General features: G+C 64.1%; 23 protein-coding genes. 16 read left to right on the plus strand and 7 right to left on the minus strand.

Annotated features, from left to right (window positions below):
* Positions 1–642, minus strand: a complete 642-nt coding sequence (locus ACFDR6_RS09595) for a hypothetical protein (RefSeq protein ID WP_212086464.1) — start codon at positions 640–642, stop codon at positions 1–3.
* Between the two features lie 342 nt (positions 643–984).
* Between ACFDR6_RS09595 and ACFDR6_RS09600 the strand changes: the two genes are divergently transcribed.
* The 7 genes from ACFDR6_RS09600 (at position 985) to ACFDR6_RS09630 (ending at position 7,544) form a co-directional block, all read left to right on the plus strand.
* On the plus strand, positions 985–1,740 hold the full coding sequence (locus ACFDR6_RS09600; protein ID WP_212086462.1) for an ABC transporter ATP-binding protein: 756 nt from the start codon (positions 985–987) through the stop codon (positions 1,738–1,740).
* Complete coding sequence (locus tag ACFDR6_RS09605) at positions 1,733–2,479, plus strand: ABC transporter ATP-binding protein (protein WP_212086460.1); 747 nt, start codon at positions 1,733–1,735, stop codon at positions 2,477–2,479. The genes ACFDR6_RS09600 and ACFDR6_RS09605 overlap by 8 nt, the downstream gene beginning before the upstream one ends.
* Before the next feature lie 40 nt (positions 2,480–2,519).
* Positions 2,520–3,737: an ABC transporter substrate-binding protein gene (locus ACFDR6_RS09610; protein ID WP_375858138.1), complete on the plus strand. Its 1,218-nt coding sequence runs from the start codon at positions 2,520–2,522 to the stop codon at positions 3,735–3,737.
* A 67-nt stretch (positions 3,738–3,804) separates the two neighbouring features.
* On the plus strand, positions 3,805–4,668 hold the full coding sequence (locus ACFDR6_RS09615) for a branched-chain amino acid ABC transporter permease (RefSeq protein ID WP_008551982.1): 864 nt from the start codon (positions 3,805–3,807) through the stop codon (positions 4,666–4,668).
* Position 4,669: 1 nt separating this feature from the next.
* Positions 4,670–5,638 (plus strand): branched-chain amino acid ABC transporter permease, encoded by a 969-nt coding sequence (locus tag ACFDR6_RS09620; protein ID WP_375858139.1) that lies wholly within the window; start codon positions 4,670–4,672, stop codon positions 5,636–5,638.
* A 154-nt stretch (positions 5,639–5,792) separates the two neighbouring features.
* Entirely contained in the window at positions 5,793–6,437 is a 645-nt protein-coding gene (locus tag ACFDR6_RS09625) for a DUF47 domain-containing protein (protein ID WP_212086431.1), read from the plus strand.
* A 99-nt stretch (positions 6,438–6,536) separates the two neighbouring features.
* Positions 6,537–7,544: an inorganic phosphate transporter gene (locus ACFDR6_RS09630; protein WP_212086428.1), complete on the plus strand. Its 1,008-nt coding sequence runs from the start codon at positions 6,537–6,539 to the stop codon at positions 7,542–7,544.
* On the opposite strand, the gene sugE is transcribed toward ACFDR6_RS09630, so the two are convergent.
* Positions 7,537–7,851 (minus strand): quaternary ammonium compound efflux SMR transporter SugE, encoded by a 315-nt coding sequence (gene sugE / locus ACFDR6_RS09635; RefSeq protein WP_317239813.1) that lies wholly within the window; start codon positions 7,849–7,851, stop codon positions 7,537–7,539. The two genes, ACFDR6_RS09630 and sugE, sit on opposite strands and share 8 nt — an antisense overlap.
* 157 nt (positions 7,852–8,008) lie before the next feature.
* Between sugE and ACFDR6_RS09640 the strand changes: the two genes are divergently transcribed.
* The 9 genes from ACFDR6_RS09640 to ACFDR6_RS09680 all read left to right on the plus strand — a co-directional run bounded on the left by ACFDR6_RS09640 (position 8,009) and on the right by ACFDR6_RS09680 (position 17,936).
* Positions 8,009–9,631 carry a peptide chain release factor 3 gene (locus tag ACFDR6_RS09640; RefSeq protein ID WP_375858140.1) on the plus strand — a complete coding sequence of 541 codons (1,623 nt, stop codon included), beginning with the start codon at positions 8,009–8,011 and terminating at the stop codon, positions 9,629–9,631.
* Between the two features lie 38 nt (positions 9,632–9,669).
* Positions 9,670–10,665 (plus strand): ABC transporter substrate-binding protein, encoded by a 996-nt coding sequence (locus ACFDR6_RS09645; protein WP_317239811.1) that lies wholly within the window; start codon positions 9,670–9,672, stop codon positions 10,663–10,665.
* Positions 10,666–10,819: 154 nt separating this feature from the next.
* On the plus strand, positions 10,820–11,395 hold the full coding sequence (locus ACFDR6_RS09650) for a UCP034077 family protein (RefSeq protein ID WP_317243952.1): 576 nt from the start codon (positions 10,820–10,822) through the stop codon (positions 11,393–11,395).
* A gap of 118 nt (positions 11,396–11,513) precedes the next feature.
* Positions 11,514–12,098 (plus strand): NnrU family protein, encoded by a 585-nt coding sequence (locus ACFDR6_RS09655; RefSeq protein WP_317239810.1) that lies wholly within the window; start codon positions 11,514–11,516, stop codon positions 12,096–12,098.
* Positions 12,099–12,170: 72 nt separating this feature from the next.
* Positions 12,171–13,763, plus strand: a complete 1,593-nt coding sequence (locus ACFDR6_RS09660) for a class I adenylate-forming enzyme family protein (protein WP_375858141.1) — start codon at positions 12,171–12,173, stop codon at positions 13,761–13,763.
* A 165-nt stretch (positions 13,764–13,928) separates the two neighbouring features.
* Positions 13,929–14,588: a tetratricopeptide repeat protein gene (locus tag ACFDR6_RS09665; protein WP_212086412.1), complete on the plus strand. Its 660-nt coding sequence runs from the start codon at positions 13,929–13,931 to the stop codon at positions 14,586–14,588.
* Positions 14,589–14,632: 44 nt separating this feature from the next.
* Entirely contained in the window at positions 14,633–15,184 is a 552-nt protein-coding gene (locus ACFDR6_RS09670; RefSeq protein ID WP_212086410.1) for a hypothetical protein, read from the plus strand.
* Between the two features lie 104 nt (positions 15,185–15,288).
* The gene (der, locus tag ACFDR6_RS09675; protein WP_212086408.1) at positions 15,289–16,674 is read left to right on the plus strand and encodes a ribosome biogenesis GTPase Der; all 1,386 of its coding nucleotides are present in this window, start codon (positions 15,289–15,291) and stop codon (positions 16,672–16,674) included.
* Positions 16,671–17,936 (plus strand): TCR/Tet family MFS transporter, encoded by a 1,266-nt coding sequence (locus ACFDR6_RS09680; protein WP_375858142.1) that lies wholly within the window; start codon positions 16,671–16,673, stop codon positions 17,934–17,936. The genes der and ACFDR6_RS09680 overlap by 4 nt, the downstream gene beginning before the upstream one ends.
* 171 nt (positions 17,937–18,107) lie before the next feature.
* Here the strand turns inward: ACFDR6_RS09680 and ACFDR6_RS09685 are convergent, their stop codons facing one another.
* The 5 genes from ACFDR6_RS09685 to purF all read right to left on the minus strand — a co-directional run bounded on the left by ACFDR6_RS09685 (position 18,108) and on the right by purF (position 23,213).
* A complete protein-coding gene (locus tag ACFDR6_RS09685) occupies positions 18,108–19,334 on the minus strand; it encodes an ABC transporter substrate-binding protein (RefSeq protein WP_212086391.1) in 1,227 nt (408 codons plus the stop codon).
* A gap of 169 nt (positions 19,335–19,503) precedes the next feature.
* Positions 19,504–20,652 (minus strand): NHL repeat-containing protein, encoded by a 1,149-nt coding sequence (locus ACFDR6_RS09690; RefSeq protein ID WP_375858143.1) that lies wholly within the window; start codon positions 20,650–20,652, stop codon positions 19,504–19,506.
* Between the two features lie 79 nt (positions 20,653–20,731).
* Positions 20,732–21,472: an SDR family NAD(P)-dependent oxidoreductase gene (locus ACFDR6_RS09695; protein WP_375858144.1), complete on the minus strand. Its 741-nt coding sequence runs from the start codon at positions 21,470–21,472 to the stop codon at positions 20,732–20,734.
* A gap of 62 nt (positions 21,473–21,534) precedes the next feature.
* On the minus strand, positions 21,535–21,675 hold the full coding sequence (locus tag ACFDR6_RS09700; RefSeq protein ID WP_375858145.1) for a hypothetical protein: 141 nt from the start codon (positions 21,673–21,675) through the stop codon (positions 21,535–21,537).
* Between the two features lie 14 nt (positions 21,676–21,689).
* A complete protein-coding gene (gene purF, locus ACFDR6_RS09705) occupies positions 21,690–23,213 on the minus strand; it encodes an amidophosphoribosyltransferase (protein WP_317239801.1) in 1,524 nt (507 codons plus the stop codon).

A 23,213-nucleotide genomic window follows, 5' to 3' on the forward strand; every position in this document is an offset into this window, starting at 1 on the left:
CTAGTTCAACTCGATGATCTCGGTGGCGACGCCGGGTTGGTCCGCGAACTCGACCAATTCGGCCGTGGCGATACGACCGGGGGCCCGATGAAACAGCTCGCGATCGATCACGGCGCGCAGCTTTGGACGGGGCAGCGCGTCATTTCCGCGCATCAGGTTCTTGATCTCGAAGCCGCCGTCCTCGCAGAACGTCTTGACCGAGGCGATGATGTGGCAGACCGCGCCGTCGGTCTGGAAAGGCAGCAGCAGCCGTTCATAAGCGACGATTCGCCCGTAGACGTCGTCGACATCGGCAACGCTGTAGACCGGCAGCCCGCGTGCCACGCATTCGTGATAAATCGGCATGACAAACGGCGCGAGTCTCGGCCCGAGATAATCGTCGAGCAGAACGCCCTTGCCGGTATGTCCATAGGCGCGCGAGATGCGCGTGTTTTCGCTCTGGATGGTGAGGCGCGGCGCCGGCGTCGCAGTGTCGACCGTGTAATAGATGAGATCGGACAGCTCTTCCTCGAGCCGCGCAGGCTGATATTCCCAGACCGCCGGCACGATCTGCTGGCGCGCATAAAGTCGCAGCCACGTGTTCAGGAGATCACGCTGCCTGATCGATTTGACGACGGAAGGAGCGGCGCTTGCGAAATCCAAGACAGTATTCCCGGGACGTCAGAACCCGCTCATGATCCCCCTTGGGGGAAAATTTTTGATGAAGGCTGGCGCGCCGGACGAAAGACCGTTAACGACGGCTTGACGACCGGTGCCTTCGCGAACCGGGGGGCCGGGCGGGCACGACATCAAACGTCTCCGACTAAGGGAGGATTTGTATCCCAGCCGGAGGCTTGATCTGCTCAGCTTTCCGCCTTGCCTAACCCCCGTCACCTCCGGCATATTCCGCGCCCGGAGACGGCGTTCCGGATGGGCTCCAGGGTCTCCGGAAAGCCGAAGCAACAAGGATAGCCACGCAGCTAGTGCGGGCAGGGGGAAATTTGTTTGGCCGATGAGTTTATTCTCGAAACGGAAGGCTTGACCAAGGAGTTCGCGGGCTTCTTCGCTGTCCGCGACGTTGCGCTCAAGGTCCGCCGTGGGAGCATTCATGCGTTGATCGGCCCGAACGGGGCCGGCAAGACGACCTGCTTCAATCTTCTGACCAAGTTCCTCAAACCGTCAGCCGGGAAGATCCTGTACAAGGGGCAGGATATCACCGCGATGGCGCCGGCCGACGTGGCGCGGCTGGGGCTCGTTCGCTCGTTTCAGATTTCGGCGGTGTTTCCCCATCTCACCGCGCAGGAGAACGTCCGTGTCGCGCTTCAGCGCCAGCACGGCTCTTCGTTCGATTTCTGGCGCTCCAAGTCGGTTCTCAACCGCTTCAACGATCGCGCGCGCGAATTGCTGAACGATGTCGGCCTGAACGAGTTTGCCAACACGCCGGCAGTCGAGATGCCCTATGGGCGCAAGCGCGCACTGGAGATCGCAACGACGCTGGCACTCGACCCTGAGATGATGCTGCTGGACGAGCCGATGGCCGGTATGGGTCACGAGGACATCGACAAGATCGCGGCGCTGATCAAGCGCATCTCCGCGAAATATACCATCCTGATGGTCGAGCATAATCTGAGTGTCGTGGCCCATCTCTCCGACATCATCACCGTGCTGACGCGCGGTCAGGTGCTCGCGCAAGGCCATTACTCCGAGCTCACCAAGGACGAGCGCGTCAAGGAAGCCTATCTGGGAGCCGGTCATGCCTGACACTGCGATCGCCGAGGCTCCGGCAAAGACTGCGGCCGGCGGACATATCCTTCAGGTCCGCAACCTGGAGTCCTGGTACGGCGAGTCTCACATCCTTCACGGGATCAATTTCGACGTGAATGCGGGCGAGGTCGTCACCTTGCTCGGGCGCAACGGCGCCGGCAAGACGACCACGCTGAAGTCGATCATGGGGATCATCGGCAAGCGTACCGGTTCGGTGAAGTTCAACAACCAGGAGATCATCCGCGCGACCTCCGACAAGATCGCGCGCATGGGCATCGCCTTCTGCCCGGAGGAGCGGGGGATATTCGCCAGCCTCGACGTGCGGGAGAATTTGATGCTACCGCCGGTGGTCCGTGAAGGCGGGCTGCCGCTCGATCAGATCTTCGATCTGTTCCCGAACCTGAAGGAGCGGCTCAACAGCCAGGGCACCAAGCTGTCGGGCGGCGAGCAGCAGATGCTGGCGATCGCGCGCATCCTGCGCACCGGTGCGAGCTTCCTGATGCTGGACGAGCCGACCGAGGGCCTGGCGCCCGTCATCATCCAGCAGATCGGCCACACTATTGCGCGGCTCAAGAAAGAGGGCTTCACCATCCTCCTGGTCGAGCAGAACTTCCGCTTCGCATCGACCGTGGCCGACAGATATTACATCGTCGAGCACGGCAAGGTGATCGACGGTTTCGCGAATTCGGAACTGTCCGCGAACATGGACAAGCTGCATACCTATCTCGGCGTCTGACGGCTCGGCGCATTCAATAGTGGATTTCCCGGAGGGAATTATGAAACAGCGTTTTTCGGCACTTTTTCTCGGCGTGGCGTTGGGATTGGTCGCGAGCGGCGCGTCGGCACAGGACAAGACCGTCAAGATCGGCGTGCTGACCGATAATTCCGGTCTTTATTCCGATCTCGGTGGTGCGGGCTCCACGCTGGCCGCTCAGATGGCGATCGAGGATTCCGGGCTTGCCGCCAAGGGCTGGAAGATCGACCTGATCTCCGCCGACCATCAGAACAAGCCCGATATCGGCACCACCATCGCGCGCCAATGGATCGACGTCGAGAAGGTCGACATCTTCATGGACGTGCTGAACTCCGGTGTCGCACTCGCGGTCAACAATGTCGTCAAGGAGAAGAATTCGATCCTGATCGACACCGGCGCGGCGACCTCGGATCTGACGAACGCCCAATGTTCACCGAACACCGTCCATTGGGTCTACGACACCTATATGCTGGCGAACAGCACCGGTCAGGCGCTGGTGAAGGCCGGCGGCGATACCTGGTACTTCCTCACGGCCGACTATGCGTTCGGCGCGGCGCTGGAGCGTGACACCACGGCGGTGGTGCAAAAGGCGGGCGGCAAGGTGCTCGGCAGCGTCAAGCACCCGCTCAACTCCTCGGACTTCTCCTCGTTCCTTCTGCAGGCGCAGGCATCGAAGGCGAAGATCGTCGGACTTGCGAATGCCGGCGGCGACACCACCAATTCGATCAAGCAGGCCGCCGAATTCGGCATCGTCGCTGGCGGGCAGAAGCTTGCCGGACTGCTCTTGTTCATCACCGACGTTCATTCGCTCGGCCTCAACGTGGCGCAAGGGCTCAATTTCACCGAGACCTTCTATTGGGATCTCAACGACGGAACGCGCGCCTTCGCCAAGCGCTTTTCCGAGCGCATGAAGAACAAGGCGATGCCTTCGATGGTGCAGGCCGGTGTCTATTCGGGACTGATCCATTACTTCAAGGCGCTGGAGGCGATGGGCGGCAATCCGCATGACGGCGTCAAGGCGGTCGAGAAGATGAAGTCGATGCCGACCGACGATCCGCTGTTCGGTCAGGGCAGTATCCGGGTCGATGGCCGCAAGATTCACCCGGCCTATCTGTTCGAGGTCAAGAAGCCCTCGGAGTCGAAGGGGCCGTGGGACTATTACAAGCTGGTGGGCACCGTTGCGGCGGACCAGGCATTCCGGCCGCTCTCCGAGAGCGCCTGTCCGCTGGTGAAGAAGTAACTCTCGTGGCCCGCCGCGCGGTCGTGCCGCCGGCGGGCTTTCATTTTGGTGGCGGAAGCTAATCCCGATGCAGGCTCTCTACGCACAGTTACTGGTAGGATTGATCAACGGCTCGTTCTATGCGTTGCTCAGTCTCGGGCTTGCCGTGATCTTCGGCATGCTCAACATCATCAATTTCGCCCACGGCGCGCTCTACATGATGGGCGCCTTCGTCGCCTATTTCCTGTTGAACCTCGGCGGCATCAACTATTGGTGGGCGTTGCTGCTGGCGCCGATCATCGTCGGCATCTTCGGCATGATCCTGGAACGGACCATGCTGCAATGGCTGACCGGGCTCGATCACCTCTACGGCCTGCTCCTGACCTTCGGCATCGCGCTGATCGTACAGGGTGTGTTCCAGAACTATTTCGGCTCCTCGGGCCTGCCTTACGCCATTCCGGACCAGCTCAAGGGCGGCATGAACCTCGGCTTCATGTTCCTGCCGATCTATCGCGGCTGGGTCGTCGTGTTCTCGCTGGTGGTTTGCCTTGCGACCTGGTTCCTGATCGAGAAGACGCAGCTCGGTGCTTACCTGCGCGCCGCCACTGAAAATCCGACGCTTGTGCGCGCCTTCGGCATCAACGTTCCGCGCATGATCACGCTGACCTACGGTCTCGGCGTCGGCCTTGCCGCGCTTGCCGGCGTGCTCTCGGCGCCGATCAATCAGGTGCGGCCGCTGATGGGCGCCGACCTCATCATCGTCGTGTTCGCGGTGGTGGTGATCGGCGGCATGGGATCGATCATGGGCTCGATCATCACCGGCTTTGCGCTCGGGGTGATCGAGGGGCTGACCAAATATTTCTACCCCGAGGCGTCCAACACCGTGGTGTTCGTGCTGATGGTGCTGGTGCTCTTGGTGAAGCCAACGGGATTGACGGGAAGGGCGGCCTGATATGACAACCCTGACGGACGACACGCTGCCGGCAACCCCGCGTGCAATGCGCGACGAGATGACGGTGTTCGTGGTGATGGCGCTCCTGCTGGCGGCTGTGCCGTTCACGGGAGTCTACCCGTTCTTCGTGATGCAGGCGCTGTGCTTCGCGCTGCTCGCCTGCGCCTTCAACCTGTTGGTCGGCTATGGCGGATTGCTGTCGTTCGGCCACGCGATGTTCTTGGGAACGGCGGGCTATTGCAGCGCTCATGCACTGAAAGTGTGGGCGCTTCCACCCGAGCTTGGCATCCTCGTCGGCATCGCCGCGGCTTTCGTGCTCTCGATCATCACCGGCTACATCTCGATCCGCCGCCAGGGCATCTATTTCTCGATGATCACGCTGGCGCTGTCCCAGCTCCTGTACTTCATCTATCTCCAGGCCCCGTTCACCCACGGCGAGGACGGCATCCAAGGCATCCCGCAGGGGCGCATGTTCGGCGTGCTCGATCTCTCCAAGCCGACGGTGCTGTATTACGTCGTGCTGGTCGGCTTCCTCGCCGGCTTTCTCTTGATCTTCCGCATTATCAACTCGCCGTTCGGCGAGGTCCTGAAAGCGATCCGCGAGAACGAGCCGCGCGCGATCTCGCTGGGCTACCGGACCGACCAGTACAAGTTCCTGGCCTTCGTCCTGTCGGGCACGCTGGCCGGATTTGCCGGCGCGCTGAAGGTGTTCGTGGCGCAAAACGCATCGCTCACCGACGTCCACTGGTCGATGTCTGGCGAAGTCGTGCTGATGACGCTGGTCGGTGGCCTCGGGACCGTCTTCGGACCGGTGGTCGGTGCCTTCGTGATCATCGCGATGCAGCAGTACCTGGCGGGCTTCGGCCAGTGGGTGACGGTGATCCAGGGCTCGATCTTCGTGATCTGCGTGCTCACCTTCCGCCGCGGCGTTATCGGTGAAATCGCCCATTACTTCCGGCGATCGCTCTAAATAGCTGATTTGACTTCGATTTAATTGCTGCTTGAAAGCGGTGGATGATCCGGCTCCGCGGGCGTGAGATGACACGCGCGCGGATCGGAAATGGTTTATGACAGCTTCATGACGGCCCTCGGGCCGGGCCATTTCCAACCGGTAGCCTATCCCCATGATGCGATGGTTTCGCGCTTTCCTGCCCAAGGAAGAACGGTTCTTCGACCTGTTCGACCGCCATGCCCAAACGGTGATCCAGGGCTCGATCGCGCTCCAGGGCATGCTCAACGGGGGCGAGGAGACGCCGGTCTATTGCCAGCGCGTCAACCAGTTCGAGAACGACGCCGACAACATCACCCGCGAGGTGCTGACGGCGGTGCGGCGCACCTTCATCACCCCGTTCGACCGCGGCGACATCAAGAACCTGATCACGTCGTTGGACGACGCCATCGACCAGATGCAGCAGACCGCCAAGGCCGTGATGCTGTTCGAGGTCCGCAGCTTCGAGCCGCCGATGCGCGAGATCGGCGGACTCCTGATCGAATGCGCCAATCTGGTCGGCCGCGCGCTGCCGCTCATGCAATCGATCGGCCCGAACGTCGCCATGCTGACCGCCATCACGGAAGAGCTGGGCAAGCTGGAAGGCCGCGTCGATGATCTCCACGACATCGGGCTGAAGGAGCTGTTTCTCAAGCATCGCGATGGCAACGCGATGGACTTCATCGTCGGCGCCGAGATCTACGACCACCTCGAGAAGGTGGCCGATCGCTTCGACGACGTCGCGAACGAGATCAACAGCATCGTCATCGAGCAGGTTTAGCACATGATCGGCAAAAGTGTGCAGCGGTTTTCCGTCGCGACAAACGCTGAACGCGTTTGCGCGGACATCATGCGCAAAGCTTAGGGCAGGGGCCGCGCCGTGGATGCTGCGTTGGCTCTTCCCATCCTGGTCGGCTTGATCGCCGTCGCGCTGCTGTTCGACTTCCTGAACGGCCTGCATGACGCCGCCAATTCGATCGCGACCATCGTCTCGACCCGCGTGCTGCGGCCGCAATTCGCGGTATTCTGGGCCGCGTTCTTCAATTTCATCGCCTTCATGGTGTTCGGGCTGCACGTCGCCCAGACCATCGGCACCGGCATCATTGATCCCGCGATCGTCGATGCCCAGGTGATCTTCGCGGCGCTCGTCGGCGCCATCGTCTGGAACCTCGTGACCTGGGCGCTCGGCATCCCGTCTTCGTCATCGCACGCGTTGATCGGCGGGCTGGTCGGCGGCGGCATGGCTAAGGCGGGGATTTCGGCCGCGGTGTGGAGTGGCTTGACGAAGACGGTGCTTGCGATCGTGCTGTCGCCGCTGGTCGGCTTCTTGCTCGCGATGATGCTGGTTGCGATCGTGTCCTGGGCATCGGTGCGCTCGACGCCATTCGCGGTCGATCGCGCCTTCCGTATTCTGCAGTTCGCCTCCGCCTCGCTCTATTCGCTCGGCCATGGCGGCAACGACGCGCAGAAGACCATGGGCATCATCGCGGTGCTGCTCTATTCGCAGGGCCATCTCGGCAGCGAATTCTCCGTGCCGTTCTGGGTGGTGCTGTCCTGCCAGGCGGCGATGGCGCTGGGGACGCTGATGGGCGGCTGGCGCATCGTCCGCACCATGGGCCTGCGCATCACCAAATTGACGCCAATGCAGGGCTTCTGCGCCGAGACGGGGGGCGCCGTGACCCTCTTCATGGCTACCTTCCTCGGCGTTCCCGTCTCGACCACTCACACCATCACCGGCGCCATCGTCGGCGTTGGCGCCGCCCGCCGCGTTTCGGCGGTGCGCTGGAACGTCGCGAGCTCGATCGTCTATGCCTGGGTGATCACGATCCCGGCCTCCGCGATCGTTGCAGCGCTGACCTGGTGGGCGGTCCAGATCTTCTTCAGGTAACGAGCTTCAGCCCGATAATCCCGGCGACGATCAGCCCAATGCTGGCAAGGCGGAGGGCGGTGGCGGGCTCGCCGAACAGGAAGATGCCCAGCGTCGCGGTGCCGACGGCCCCGATGCCGGTCCAGACCGCATAGGCGGTTCCGACGGGCAGCGACTTGAGAGCGAAGCCGAGCAGGATGACGCTGCCGGCCATGGCCACGAGCGTGACGAGGGACGGAACAAGCCTGGTAAAGCCCTCGGTATATTTCAGGCCGATCGCCCAGGTGATCTCGAGAAGACCGGCAACGAACAGGATGCTCCAGGCCATGACGACCCTCCGTTCAAGGCAGGGTCGTCCCCGCGGCTACAGGCTGATGAGCAGGAGGGCCGTCCCTCCCGGAGGGCCATATGGGGCTGGCCAAGGGGCTCCGCAATCACCAAATGAGGCTTGATAAGGCCCGTTTTCCCTGCCACACGCTCCCGCCATGTCCGACATCGCCACCACCACAGCCGAATCGCCGGCCCGATCCCCGCTTGCCGCTGAAGTGGCGCGGCGGCGGACCTTTGCGATCATCTCCCATCCCGACGCCGGCAAGACCACGCTGACCGAAAAGCTGCTGCTGTTCGGCGGCGCCATCAATCTCGCCGGCCAGGTCAAGGCCAAGGGCGAGCGGCGCAACACGCGCTCGGACTGGATGAAGATCGAGCGCGAGCGCGGCATCTCTGTCGTGACGTCGGTCATGACCTTCGAGTTCGAGGGTCTCGTCTTCAACCTCCTGGATACGCCGGGCCACGAGGACTTCTCGGAAGACACCTATCGCACGCTGACGGCGGTCGATTCCGCCGTCATGGTGATCGACGCCGCCAAGGGCATCGAGGCGCGCACCCGGAAGCTGTTCGAGGTGTGTCGCCTTCGGGACATTCCGATCATCACCTTCATCAACAAGATGGACCGCGAGAGCCGCGACGTCTTCGAGCTGCTCGACGAGATCGAGAAGACGCTGGCGCTCGACACCACGCCCATGACCTGGCCGGTCGGGCGCGGCCGCGACTTCCTCGGCACCTATGACGTCGTCAATGGCGGCGTACGCCTGCTCGAAGGCGGCGGCGCCAAGACCGGCGCGGCGCAGCAGATCGAGATCGAAGAACTCGCCAAGCTCAACGCCAATCTCGACGTTTCTGCCGTGAAGGACGAGCTCGAGCTCGTCACCGAAGCGTCGAAACCGTTCGAGCTCGAAGCGTTTCGCGAGGGGCATCTGACGCCGGTCTATTTCGGCAGCGCGCTGCGCAATTTCGGCGTCGGCGACCTCCTGGAGGGTCTCGGCAAGTTCGCGCCCGAGCCGCGCGCGCAGGACAGCGACCAGCGCAAGGTCGAGGCCACCGATCCGCGCATGAGCGCCTTCGTGTTCAAGATCCAGGCCAATATGGATCCGAACCACCGCGACCGCATCGCCTTCGCGCGCCTGTGCTCGGGCAAGCTCAGCCGCGGCATGAAGGCTAAGCTCGTGCGCACCGGCAAGAGCATGCCGCTGTCGAGCCCGCAATTCTTCTTCGCTCAGGATCGCTCCGTCGCGGATGAAGCCTTCGCCGGCGACGTCGTCGGCATTCCCAATCACGGCACGCTGCGCATCGGCGACACGTTAACCGAGGGCGAGGATTTCAATTTCGTCGGCGTGCCGAGCTTCGCGCCGGAAATCGTCCGCCGCGTACGGCTCACCGACGCGATGAAGGCGAAGAAACTGAAGGAAGCGCTTCAGCAGATGTCGGAAGAGGGGGTCGTGCAGGTGTTCCGCCCGCGCGATGGTGCACCGGCGCTGGTCGGCGTGGTCGGCGCGCTGCAGCTCGACGTGCTGAAGGCGAGGCTGGAGGCGGAATATTCGCTGCCGGTCGAGTTCGAGGTCAGCGAGTTCCAGCTGGCGCGCTGGGTCTCCTCGGACGACCGCAAGAAACTCGATACCTTCATTGCCGCCAACACCTCCAGCATCGCCGACGACGTTGACGGCGATCCCGTGTATCTGGCGCGGAACGAGTTCTATCTCGGCTACACCAAGGAGCGCGCCGAGGGCATCGAGTTCACGAACGTCAAGGACGTCAAGAAAAAGGGATAGTCTTTCTTAGACGTTCTCCTGATGCAGGACGGCAACGCATGGCGAGGTCGACGGTCATGAGGCGGCGCGAATTCATCACGCTTGCTGCAGGCGCGGCAACCTACCCGTTTGGCGCATCCGCGCAAGGTAGTGTGCGGCGGATCGGTGCGCTGGCGGGGGGCAGGCCCACGGATGCGGAGAGCCAGGCCAGCTACCAGAAACTGAGGCAGCGTCTGGGTGAACTCGGTTGGGAGCAGGGACGCAACATCCATATCGAATATCGCTGGTGGGCCGGCGATCCGAATTTGGCGGATGCCCAAGCGGCTGAGCTAGTGGATATGCGGCCGGACGTGCTTGTTGCAATCAGCACTCCGTCCGTGGAAGCCTTGAGGCGACGCGCGCCAACTTTGCCGATCGTCTTCGCGGTTGTCGCCGATCCAGTGGGTGCCGGTTTCGTTCAAAGTCTGAGCAAGCCTGGTGGAAATATTACGGGTTTCACGACTTTCGAGCCCGAAATGGCCGGCAAGTGGTTGCAATTGCTCAAGCAGGCGGCGCCACAGGTGCAAAGGGTCGCCGCGGTCTTCAATCCGCGAACAGCTCCCATGATCCTGATGCCCTCCGTGGAGGCGGTCATTCCGGCGGTCCAGCTCCAGCTTGTTCCCGCGCCGGCGCACAACGCCGCCGAGCTCGACCGGGCGATCTCCCGCTTTGCAGAGCAGCCATACGGGGGCCTGCTGATCTTTCCCGACGCGTTTCCAATCGTTCACCGGCGATTGATTCTCGATCTCGCGGCCGCCCACCGCCTGCCGGCGATGTATCCGTTCCCTTTCTTCGTCACGGATGGCGGGCTGATGTCGTACGGGGTCTCGATTTCGCACCTCGTCGGTCGCTCGGCGGACTATGTCGACCGCGTGTTGAGAGGAGCGCGTCCTGCGGATTTGCCAGTCCAGCAGCCGAATGAATTCCAATTCCTGATCAATCTCAAGACAGCCAATGCGCTGGGCCTGAGTGTACCGCCTACGCTGGTGGCACAAGCGGACCAAGTCGTCGAGTGATGCGAGTTTGCGCTCCCGACCGAGCGTGTTCGGCTGCGGACCATCTACTTTGCGCGGGGTTGCTTTCTCACGTTCCGGTGCAAGCCGGTCGTCCCACTTGATCCGTTCACAAGCGTCGCCACCTGTGGTGCAAATGCCAATGCGGTCTCGTCACATGTGGCGCGGCATCCTGATTCTCCTGCTGCTGGCGGCATCAGCCGCCGCCGATGCGCGGCCCCGGCAGATCAATCCGATCCCGTTTGCGCACGAGCCGTGCAGCGTGCTCGACGGCCGGCCCTGCACGCCGTCCTATTGCAGCCCGCTCGAGCCCGGTCCCTGCATTCCAGAGATCGATTATCCCTACGGCCAGAACCTCCAGCTCACCATCCAGAGCATTCCATCAGAGTCTGATCGCGCCAAATACCAGAAGCCCGATCACGATCTGGATACGATCGGCGATCTCTTCGCCGAGTTGCGCAGCTGCTGGTCGCCGCCATCGGACAATGCGCGCGCGGGCACGCAGATGTCGGTGCGCTTCAGCTTCAACAAGGCGGGTGGCCTGATCGGCCCGCCGCGCCTGACCTTCGTGACCCCTGGCGTTCCGGTAGAAACCCGAACCACCTATCTCAAAGCGATCAACGCGTCGCTGAATGCATGCCTGCCGCTGAAATTCACGGCCGGCCTCGGTGGGGCGCTGGCCGGCCGACCGATTGCGATCCGGTATGTCGATAATCGCGAGCTCGGCAAGTAGCCGCGAGGATTGCTGCAGCCCGTGCGCAAGGGCGCGCTCCTCACCATGAGGGGGAGAGTTGCGACCATCGGCCAATCGATGATAGCCATTGCTGGGGGCTGCTTGGGGGAAGGATGCCATGGGTCTGCTGGTGATGGTCCTGGGGTTGGTGCTGTTCTTCGCGGCCCATACTTTCACGACGAAACGTGAGGCGCGCGCGCGGGCAATCGCGAGGCTGGGCGAGGGGACCTACAAGATCCTCTACAGCCTGATCTCGCTGGCGGGGCTCGCGCTGATCATCTGGGGCTTCGCTCACTATCGCAGCTCCGGCTGGATCGATGTCTGGTACCCGCCGAAGGCGATGAAGCACATCGCGCTCGCGCTGATGCTGCCTGCCGTGATCCTGGTGGTCGCCTCTTATTTGCGCGGCCGCATCTATGCGACGCTGAAGCATCCGATGCTGGCCGGCATCAAGCTGTGGGCGGCGGCGCATCTGCTCGCCAATGGCGACCTCGGCTCCATCATCCTGTTCGGCTCGTTCCTGGGCTGGGCGGTATATGATCGCATCTCGCTGAAGCATCGCACCGACGCCGGCGGCCCGCCTATACCGGTCGGCGGCGTCAGCAACGATCTGATCGCCGTCGCAGTCGGTCTCGTCGCCTATCTCGCACTGGCCTTCGCGTTCCATCCGGTCGTGATCGGCGTGCCCGTCATCGGCGTCTAGCCGGTCAGCGCAAGACGCGATCCGGACATAAGTGCGCGGAAGTTGACAAAACGACAAGCCGGGGACGTTCCGATGGACTGGTCGCAATCTGAGATCCCGCCGATGCGGCGCGAGACGCGCTTTGGCGATCGAGTGGTGTCGGCCTTTTGCGACCGGCCGGCAAACCTGTGGGCGATGATCGCGGACGCCCGCGCCCGCAACGCCGATGGCGAGGCGCTGATCGCAGGCAATGTCCGGCTGAGCTGGCGGCAGGCCGTCGAGCAGGCGACGCGGATCGCGGCGGGTTTTCGCAAGCTGGGATTGCGGCGCGGCGACCGCGTCGCGATCCTGCTCGGCAACCGCATCGAATTTCCGCTGCTGCTCTTCGCCGCCGCGCATGAGGGGCTGGTCACCGTGCTGCTCAGCACGCGCCAGCAGAAGCCGGAGATCGCCTATGTCCTCGCCGATTGCGGCGCGAAGATCCTGATCCACGAAGCAGGGCTCGCAGAGCGGCTGCCCGACGCGCAGGACGTGCCCGACCTGGTCCACCGCCTCGCCATCGACGACGATCCGGCTCGCTCGCGCTTCGCTGCGCTCTGCGATAACGATCCGGCATCGGCACCGGTCGAAACGAGCGAGGAGGATACCGCGATGATCCTCTACACCTCGGGCACGACAGGCAAGCCGAAGGGCGCGATGCTGGCCCATTGCAACATCATCCATTCCTCGATGGTGTTCGTGTCCTGCCTGCAATTGACGGAAGCGGACCGCTCGATCGCTGCCGTGCCGCTCGGTCATGTCACCGGAATCGTCGCCAACATCACGACCATGGTCCGCTGCAGTGGTGCGCTGATCATCATGCCCGAGTTCAGGGCCGCCGATTACCTCAAGCTCGCCGCGCGCGAGCGCGTCACCTACACGGTGATGGTACCGGCGATGTACAATCTCTGTCTGCTTCAGCCCGACTTCGACGGCTACGATCTGTCGAACTGGCGCATCGGCGGTTTCGGCGGCGCGCCGATGCCGGTCGCGACCATCGAAAAGCTCAAGGCGAAGATCCCCGGCCTGAAGCTGATGAACTGCTACGGCGCGACCGAGACGACGTCACCCTCGACGATCATGCCGGGCGAGCTGACCGAGAGCCACATCGACAGCGTCGGCCTGCCGTGTCCCGGCACGCGCATCGTGGCGATGGATCCGGACGGGCGCGAGCTGCCCCATGGCGAGATCGGCGAGCTCTGGATCCGGAGCGCCTCCGTCATCAAGGGCTATTGGAACAATCCGAAGGCGACCGCCGAGAGCTTCACCGGCGGATTCTGGCACTCGGGCGATCTCGGTTCGGTCGATGCGGAAGGGTTCGTCCGCGTGTTCGACCGGCAGAAGGACATGATCAATCGCGGCGGCCTGAAGATCTATTCGGCCGAGGTCGAATCCGTGCTGGCCGGCCATCCCGCGGTGGTCGAGAGTGCGATCATCGCCAGGGCTTGCCCCGTGCTGGGCGAGCGCGTTCACGCCGTGGTGGTGACGCGGGAGCCCGTCGCCGGTGAGGCGCTGCGTGCCTGGTGTGCGGAGCGCCTGTCCGACTACAAGGTTCCCGAGACCGTGGCAATCACGGCGGACCCGCTGCCGCGCAATGCCAACGGCAAGGTGCTGAAGCGGCAGCTGCGGGAGCTCTTGGGAGCCTGACCGGGCAGCCGCACCCGGGCTCCTCCCGGGTGGTTAACACCTTGATCGGGCTCGCTTTGCCTTGCCACCGCCATATCGTTAGGGTACCTCGCCGCCACGTGGGGACGGGATTCCTGACGCGGACGCTTCGGCGCGCGCACCCGGACGGGCATGGGATTAGCATAAGTGTCTGAATTATTTGACGAAGTCGACGAGGAAGTACGTCGCGAACAGTTCAAGAAGCTGTGGGACAAGTATTCGATTGTCTTCATCGCCTTGATGGTGCTGGTCGTGGCCGCCGCCGCTGGCTGGCAGGGTTATAAGTATCTGGAGGCCCGGAAGGCCGCCGAGGCCGGCGCTGCCTTCGAGAAGGCCGCCGAGCTGTCCGAGCAGGACAAGCACGCAGAGTCGGAGGCCGCCTTCACCGAGCTGGCCGCCAAGGCGCCGTCGGGCTATCGCACCCTGGCGCGGCTGCGCGCCGCCGCCGAGGCCGCCAGCCGCGATCCGAAGGCCGCCGCCAAGATCTATGACGACATTGCTGCCGACCGCGGCGTGGGCGGTGAGTGGCAGGATCTGGCGAAGATCCGTGCCGCCGGCCTGCTGCTCGACAGCGCCAGCTATGCCGATATGCAGCAGCGGCTGGAGGCCGCTGGCGCGCCGAAATCGAAATCGACCTTCCGGCACACCGCCCGCGAGATGCTGGCGCTGTCGGCCTGGCGCAACAACGACATGACCGCGGCCCGCAAATGGCTCGACGCGATTGGCGAAGACGGCGAAACGCCGCCCGGCCTGCGCTCGCGCGCCGAAGCTCTCCAGGCCTTGCTGCCGCCCGTCGCCAAGAGCTGACCAAGAAGCTGACCGACGGGCCCTCTGACGTAACGAGACACACGATGCGCCGCACGCCACGCTTGATCGCAGCCGCCGTCCTGATCGCCTTCACAGGCGTTTTGGGCGGCTGCTCCAGCTTCGATCCAAGCGATATGCTCGACTTCCTCGACACCAAGAAAAAGCTGCCGGGCGACCGCAAGCCGGTGTTCCCGGAGGGGGTGCCTGGCCTCGAGCAGGGCGTACCGAGAGACCTTTACAAGGGCGCGCAGCAACAGCCCGATCCGAACGCGCCTGCGGTCGCGGCTTTGCCTGCGGAGCCGCCGCCCGAGCCGGCCAGGCCGGCGAAGGGCTCCAAGGCGAAGCACACCAGACAGCCGGCCGCAGCGGCAGTCGCGCCGGCTGAGGCACCTGCCGGCGAAGTCGACGGCGAGGCCCAGCCGGAGGCGGCGCCGCCCACGGCCGCTCCGCCGCCCAAGCACAAGATCGTCCGCAAGCGCACCACCGCGCCGCCGCCGGACCAGCCGGTCCAGCAGGGGCAACCGACCCAGACCACTCAGCAGCAGCCGCAGGGCGGTTTCCCGGCGCCGCTGCCGAGCGGCAGCTTCTCGCGCTAGAGCATGGTCCGGAAAAGCGTGAAGCGGTTTTCCGAAAAGATCGTGCTCAAACAATTGTCTCCAATACATTGACAGGCACTGCCCCGGCAGCGCACGAATGACCGATGCCCTTCACAATCGCCATCATCGGCCGGCCCAATGTCGGCAAGTCGACGCTGTTCAACCGTCTGGTCGGACAGAAGCTCGCGCTCGTCGATGACCTGCCGGGCGTCACCCGCGACCGCCGCGAGGGGGATGCCAGGCTCGGCGATCTCGAATTCACCATCATCGATACCGCCGGCCTCGACGAGGGCGCCAAGGGCTCACTGACCGCGCGCATGCAGGAGCAGACCGAGACCGCGATCGCGCAGGCGGATGCGCTGTTCTTCGTCATCGACGCTCGCGTCGGCCTCACGCCCACCGATCGCGCCTTCGCCGATTTCGCCCGCAAAGCCAACAAGCCGGTGCTGCTGGTCGCCAACAAGAGCGAGGGCAAGCACGGCGATGCCGGCGCGATGGAAGCGTTTGCGCTCGGCCTCGGCGATCCCATTCAGATCTCGGCCGAACACGGCGAGGGCATGGGCGAGCTCTACGATGAACTCGCCAAGCTGATGCCGGAGCCCGTCCACGAAGACGAGACGGAGGACGACGACTCACAGCTCACCGAGGAAGAGGCCGCGACGCGCCCGATCCGGGTCGCCATCGTCGGCCGGCCAAATGCCGGCAAGTCGACGCTGATCAACCATCTGCTCGGCGAGGAGCGCCTGCTGACGAGCCCTGAGGCCGGCACCACGCGCGATTCCATCGCAGTCGAGATCAACTGGAAGGGCCGCGATTTTCGCGTGTTCGATACCGCGGGCCTGCGCCGCCGTTCGCGTATCGAGGAGAAGCTGGAAAAGCTCTCGGTCGCCGATGCGCTGCGCGCGGTGCGCTTTGCCGAAGTCGTCGTCCTGATGATGGACACGCAGAACCGCTTTGAGGAGCAGGATCTCCGTATTGCGGATCTGATCGAGCGCGAGGGCCGGGCAATCGTGCTCGCCGTCAACAAATGGGATCTGATGGAGACCAAGGGCGGCGGCGCGATCTCGAGCCTGCGTCGTGATGCCGATCACTGGCTGCCGCAGGTCAAGGGCGTGCCGATCGTCGCGGTCTCGGGCCTGATGGGCGAGGGCATCGATCGCCTGATGCAGGCGATCCAGGACGCCTATGCGGTCTGGAACAGGCGCGTGCCGACCTCGGCGCTCAACCGCTGGTTCGAGCAGGCGGTCCAGGCCAATCCGCCGCCCGCCGTGTCCGGCCGCAGGCTGAAGCTGAACTATATCACGCAGAACAAGGCACGCCCGCCGAGCTTCGTGCTGTTCTGCTCGCGCGCCGACGCGGTACCGCAGTCCTATTTGCGCTACCTCACCAATTCCATGCGAGAGTCCTTCGACCTGCCGGGCACGCCGGTGCGCATCACCTTGCGCGAGAAGGCCAATCCCTTTGCGCACAAGCGCAAGCGCCCGTCGTGAGTGACGGCGCCGGCGAGGCGACGGCGCAGAGCGCGCCGCCGGTCCGTCGCGGCGCGGTGGTCTTCATCTTCGTCACCATCCTGCTGGATATGCTCGCGCTCGGCGTGATCATGCCGATCCTGCCCAAGCTGATCGAGAGCTTCGTCGACAACGACACGGCGCACGCAGCCCGCATCTTCGGCCTGTTCGGCACCGCCTGGGCCCTGATGCAGTTCGTGTTTTCGCCGCTGCTCGGCGCGCTGTCGGACCGCTTCGGCCGTCGGCCGGTGGTGCTGCTGTCGAATTTCGGCCTCGCGGCCGACTACGTGCTGATGGCGCTGGCGCCGTCTCTGGTCTGGCTGTTCATCGGCCGCGTGATCTCGGGCATCACCTCGGCGAGCATCTCGACCGCATTCGCCTACATCTCGGATGTCACGCCGCCGGAGCGGCGCGCGGCGGTCTTCGGCAGGATTGGCGCGGCCTTCGGTGCCGGCTTCATCCTGGGGCCGGCGCTCGGCGGCCTGCTCGGCGACCTCGATCCGCGCCTGCCCTTCTGGGCCTCGGCAGCTCTCAGCTTCGCCAATGCGCTTTACGGGCTCTTCGTCCTGCCGGAATCGCTCGCGCCGGACAAGCGCGCGCCGTTCCGCTGGCGAAGTGCCAGTCCGCTCGGGGCGCTGCGTCTGTTGCGATCCAATGCGCTGCTGGCCGCTTTGTCGGTCGTCAATTTCATCGCGCAGGTCGCCCATGTCGTGCTGCCCTCGACCTTCGTGCTCTATGCAACCTACCGCTATGGCTGGGATTCCAAGACCGTGGGGTTGACGCTGGCGATGGTCGGCATCTGCGCCATGGTGGTGCAGGGACTCGCAATTGGCCCGATCGTGCGCGTGCTCGGCGAGCGGAACGCGCTGTTGCTCGGCCTGTGCTGTGGCGCGCTCGGATTCGTGATCCTGGGCGCTGCGCCGACCGGACCGCTGTCCTGGCTCGGGATTCCGGTCTTGTCGCTGTGGGGCATCTCCGGGGCCGCCTCGCAATCGCTGATGACGCGGCTGGTTGCGCCCGATCAGCAGGGCCAGTTGCAGGGCGCGACCGCGAGCGTGCAGAGCGTGTCGCAGCTCGTAGGCCCGTTCCTGTTCACACTGACTTTTTCCTATTTCATCGGCGCCGGCGCGCCGCTGCATCTGCCCGGCGCGCCGTTCCTGCTCGCGGCGGCGTTGATGGTGGTCTGCGTGGTGATCGCGGTGCGATCGCTGGGCGGGATCAAGCCGGTTTCGCAGGTCTCGTAGGGTGGGCAAAGGCGCCTGCGCCGTGCCCGCCATCTCTCCACAACCATAAAATGGCCGTGGACACGCTTCGCTTTGCCCATCCTGCGGCAGCGTTCTTCGAAGCAAAGATGCAAATGCCCGGGGCAAGCCCCGGGCATGATCTTACGGAGATAGTGCGCGACCGCTACGCGGTCACTTCTTCACCAGCGGACAGTCGCTGTCCTTGAGCGGCTTGGCCGCATCTTCCGGCGCGATGGTGGAGACCAGCTTGTAATAGTCCCACGGCCCCTTCGACTCCTCGGGCTTCTTCACCTCGAACAGATAGGCGGGGATGAGGCGGCGTCCGTCCTGGCGCAGCGGGCCCTTGCCGAACAGCGGATCGTCGGTCGGCAGCTCCTTCATCTTGGCGACGACCTTGGCGCCGTCACGCGGATTGCTGCCGAGCGCGTCCATCGCCTTCAGGTAATGCAGGATCTCGGCATAGAGGCCTGCAACCGTCATCGAGGGCATCGAGCCCTTGGGAGAGACCTTCTGGAAGCGCTTCGACCATTCGCGAGTCTGGTCGTTGAGGTCCCAATAGAAGGACTCGGTGAAGGTCAGGCCCTGCGCGGTCTTCAGGCCGAGCGAGTGCACGTCGTTGATGAACAGCAGCAGGGCGGCGAGCTTCTGACCGCCCTGGACGATGCCGAACTCGGCGGCCTGCTTGATCGCGTTGGTGGTGTCGCCGCCCGCATTGGCGAGGCCGATGATCTTGGCTTTTGAGGACTGCGCCTGGAGCAGGAAGGAGGAGAAGTCCGCCGTGTTGAGCGGGTGCTTGACGCCGCCGAGCACCTTGCCGCCCGTGGCCGTGACGACCGCGCCGGTATCACGCTCCAGCGCATGGCCGAAGGCGTAGTCAGCGGTGAGGAAGAACCAGCTGTCGCCGCCCGCCTTGGTCAGCGCCTTGCCGGTGCCGTTGGCGAGCATGTAGGTGTCGTAAGTAAAGGACACGGTGTTGGGCGTGCAGGCCTTGCCGGTGAGGTCTGCGGTGGCTGCGCCCGAATTGAGCAGCACCGCGTTCTTTTCCTTGACGAGGTTGCTCACGGCGAGCGCAACGCCGGAGCTCGGCGTGTCAGCGATGGCGTCGACCTTGTCGGCGTCGATCCATTGCCGGGCGATGTTGACGCCGATGTCGGGCTTGTTCTGGTGGTCGCCGGAGAGGACCTCGATGGTCCAGCCCTTGGCCTTCAGGCCGGAATCCTCGACCGCCATCTTGACCGCCGCGACCGAGTTCGGGCCACCGATGTCGGCATAGAGGCTCGACATGTCGTTGAGCACGCCGATCTTGATGGTCTTGTCCTGGGCGAAAGCAGATGTGGCAAAACCGAAGGCGGCACAGGCCAGAAGGGCCGCGGAACGGCGTGCGAACGTCGTCGTCATAAAAGGTTTCCTCCATTGTCAAATATGCGGACGGCTCTCTTGCGAAGCTTTTCTTTCCGGCTGATGGCTCTAGCCTGTCCCACGCCCGGCGGCAATGCACCTAAAGCCGGATGACACTGCGTCGTAGCGTCATCCGTCGGTTAACTTTTGGTCAAAATGCGTCCAGACGCTATTTCAGCGCGTCCGATGTCAGCTTGAATTTCTGGATGCGCTTTCCGGTATCGACCTCGGCGGTATAGACGTTACCCTTGGCGTCGATCGCCATGGCATGGACCCAGTGGAATTGTCCGGCGTTGCGGCCGCTGTGCCCGAAGCTGCCGACCACGCTGCCGTCCTCGCGCTTGATCACCCGGATCTCGTTGTTCTCGCCGTCGGCGCTGAGCAGATAGGTCTGCTTCGGATCGGGCCAGATCGCGATGTCCCACACCGCGCCGTTGCCGAGCGTGTTCTTCTCGAAGAAGAACTCCTTCACGAAGCTGCCGTCCTTCCTGAAGACCTGGATACGGTTGTTGATGCGGTCGCAGACATAGACCAGCCCGTCATTGGCGAGCTTCACGCAGTGGACGGGATTGCCGAATTGCTGAGCAACCGGCGCCTTGGGATCATACGGACCTTGCTTGTCGTCGTTGGGCTTGTTGCCGTAGGCGCCCCAGTGCCGCTTGTAGGCGAGCGTGGTCGCATCGAATACGATGATGCGGCGGTTGCCATAGCCGTCGGCGACGTAGATTTCGTTCGCCTCCTTGTCGATTGCGGTTTCGGCGGGCTTGCCGAGCTGCGTCGTGTCGTTGCTGCCGAGGCTCGGCGCCATCTTGCCGATCTGGGCGACGAACTTGCCGTCGAGCGTGAATTTCAGGATCGCATTGTCGTTGTCGGCATTGCCGCCGATCCAGACGAAGCCGCGTTCGTCGACCTCGATGCCGTGCTCGCGCCCGACCCACTCGTAGCCCTGGCCCGGACCGCCCCAGGACCGCAGCAGATTGCCGTCGCTGTCGAATTCGAGCACAGGCGGCGCGGACACGCAGCATTTGGAGCGCGGCGGGGTGAGGCTTGCGCCTTTCTCGTCGTCGGTGAGCGAGCGCGGGCGATGGATCACCCAGATGTGGCCCTGCGCGTCGACGGTGATGCCGCCGACCTGGCCGAGGATCCAGTTGTTGGGCAGCGGCTTTGGCCAGGCCGCATCGACCGCGAATGTCGGCACATCACCCGCAGTCGCCGTTCCAGGAAGCACAAGCGCGACGGCCGCGATCAGAAGGGAGACGGTGCGAGAGACATTTGCGAGTGCGCGCGCAAGATCCGCGCCGCCATGCCATGGAGCCATGGCAACCTCCCTTTTTTGGTTTTACGGCCTGCTGCCGCTTGAGCAGCAGCAGTCAATCGCGGGGAGGCGGTCAAGTCAATCAGGCCGGCGAACGGAAGCTCATGAGGCTGCGGGTCTTGTAGTCGTAGAACTTGCCGGTCTCGGTCCAGTCGGGCGCGCACATCGGCACGATGAATTCGGCGACCTGCTCGGGCAGATCGAGCGTCGCTGGGTCTTCGCCCGGCATCAGCGTGGCGCGCATACGGGTGCGGACCGGGCCGGGGTTGAACAGGTTCACGCGCAGCTTCGTGTTCGCGGTCTCCTGCGCCCAGACGCGCGCCAGCGTCTCCACCGCGGCCTTGGACGCGGCGTAGGGGCTGACATAGGCGGTCGCCTTGTTGGCGGCGCCCGAGGTGACGAACACAGCGCGGCCGGCGTCGGATTGCTTGAGCAACGGCTCCATGCAGCGGATCAGCTGGAAGTTCGCGGAGACGTTGACGGCCATCACGTCGTTGAAGGTCTTGAGCTCGATATGGCCGATTGGCGAGGACGGGCCGAGCACGCCGGCATTGCCGACGAGGATGTCGAGCTTGCCGTAGCGCTCGTGCAGGCCGGCGCCGAGACGCGCGATACCGTCGGAATCAGTGAGGTTGAGCGGCACCAGGGTGGCGCTGCCGCCGTCTTTCCGGATCTCGTCGTCGAGTTCCTCGAGCCCGCCCTGCGTGCGCGCCACTGCCACGATATGCGCGCCGGCCTTCGCCAGCGCACGCGCCGTGGCAAAGCCGATGCCGCGCGAGGCGCCGGTGACGAGAGCGATGCGGGAGGTGAGAGGTTTTGTCATGGCGGGGTTTTACAGGCGTGGATGGCCGGGACAAGCCCGATCGTACGAAAAGCAAGCCCGTCCTAGTAGTCGTTGCCTGTCCCCACTGAAGGTCCACGATCTTCGCGGTTGTCCGGAGTGACCTTCGTGCCTTGTCGAAAGGCAAAGAAGATAAACCCAATCAGCAATAGCCCGCCGATAATCGCAATTGCCGACTGGGTCATCGCATGCTTCTGCGTCAGCTCGCTTCCGCCAGCAGCGACAATTGCCGCGGTTGCTGCTCGGTCTGGGTCTGGTCGGTGAGGTGAGTCGGATACGCGCCGGTAAAACAATGATCCGAGAATTTCGGATTGGCGGGGTCGCGGCCGGGCTCGCCCATCGCGCGGTACATGCCGTCGATCGACAGGAAGGCGAGCGAGTCGGCGCCGATGATCTCGCGCATCTCTTCCAGCGAATGCGTCGCCGCCAGAAGACCACCACGATCGGGCAGGTCGATGCCGTAATAATCGGGATAGAGGATCGGCGGCGAGGCGAGGCGGAAATGCACTTCCTTGGCGCCGGCATCGCGCATCATGCGCACGATCTTCTTCGAGGTGGTGCCGCGCACCAGCGAGTCGTCGATCAGGATGATGCGCTTGCCCTCGATCGCGGCGCGGTTGGCCGAATGCTTCATGCGCACGCCGGATTCGCGGATCGCCTGCGTCGGCTGGATGAAGGTGCGGCCGACATAGTGGTTGCGGATGATGCCGAGCTCGAACGGCACGCCGGAATGCTGGCTGTAGCCGACCGCGGCGGGCACGCCGGAATCCGGCACCGGCACCACGACGTCGATCGGCACATGGCTCTCGCGCGCGAGCTGGGCGCCGAAGGCCTTGCGCACTTCATACACCGAGCGGCCGTGGACGATGGAATCCGGACGGGAGAAGTAGATGTATTCGAAGATGCAGGGGCGCGGCGCCATCGGGGGGAACGGTTTGTGGATGTCCTGGCCGTTCTCGTCGAACACGATGACTTCACCCGGCTCGATGTCGCGGATGAAGCGCGCGCCGATGATGTCGAGCGCGCAGGTCTCCGACGTCAGGATCGGGCAGCCGTCGAGGTCGCCGAGCACCAGCGGACGGATGCCGCGCGGATCGCGCGCGCCGACCAGCTTCTTGTTGGTCAGCGACACCAGCGCATAGGCGCCCTCGATCTCGCGCAGCGCATCGACATAGCGTTCGATGAAGCGGCTGCGCCTGGAGCGCGCCACCAGGTGCAGGATCACCTCGGTGTCGGTGGTCGACTGCATCATCGCGCCGTTCTTCACGAGTTCGCGGCGTAGCGTCAGGCCGTTGGTGAGGTTGCCGTTATGTGCGACGGCGAGACCGCCGGCATTGAGCTCGGCAAACAGCGGCTGCACGTTGCGCAGGATGGTGGCGCCGGTGGTGGAGTAGCGGACATGGCCGACGGCCATGTTGCCGGGCAGGCGGTCGATCACCTCGCGGCGGGAGAAGGTGTCGCCGACGAGGCCGAGCCGGCGCTCTGAATGGAAACGGCTGCCGTCGTAGGAGACGATGCCGGCGGCTTCCTGGCCGCGGTGTTGAAGGGCGTGCAGGCCGAGCGCGGTGATGGCGGCGGCGTCGGGATGACCGTAGATGCCGAAGACGCCGCATTCCTCGCGCAGCGTATCCCCCTCCAGATCGTCCTGAACCTCTAGCGCGGCCGGGCCTGGACCGGCGTTCGGATCGAGATCAAGTCGGGCGTCCTGGTCAGGGTGTCGCAT

The organism is Bradyrhizobium tunisiense (assembly GCF_042263385.1).
In the GTDB taxonomy this organism is placed as follows: Bacteria; Pseudomonadota; Alphaproteobacteria; order Rhizobiales; family Xanthobacteraceae; genus Bradyrhizobium; species Bradyrhizobium tunisiense.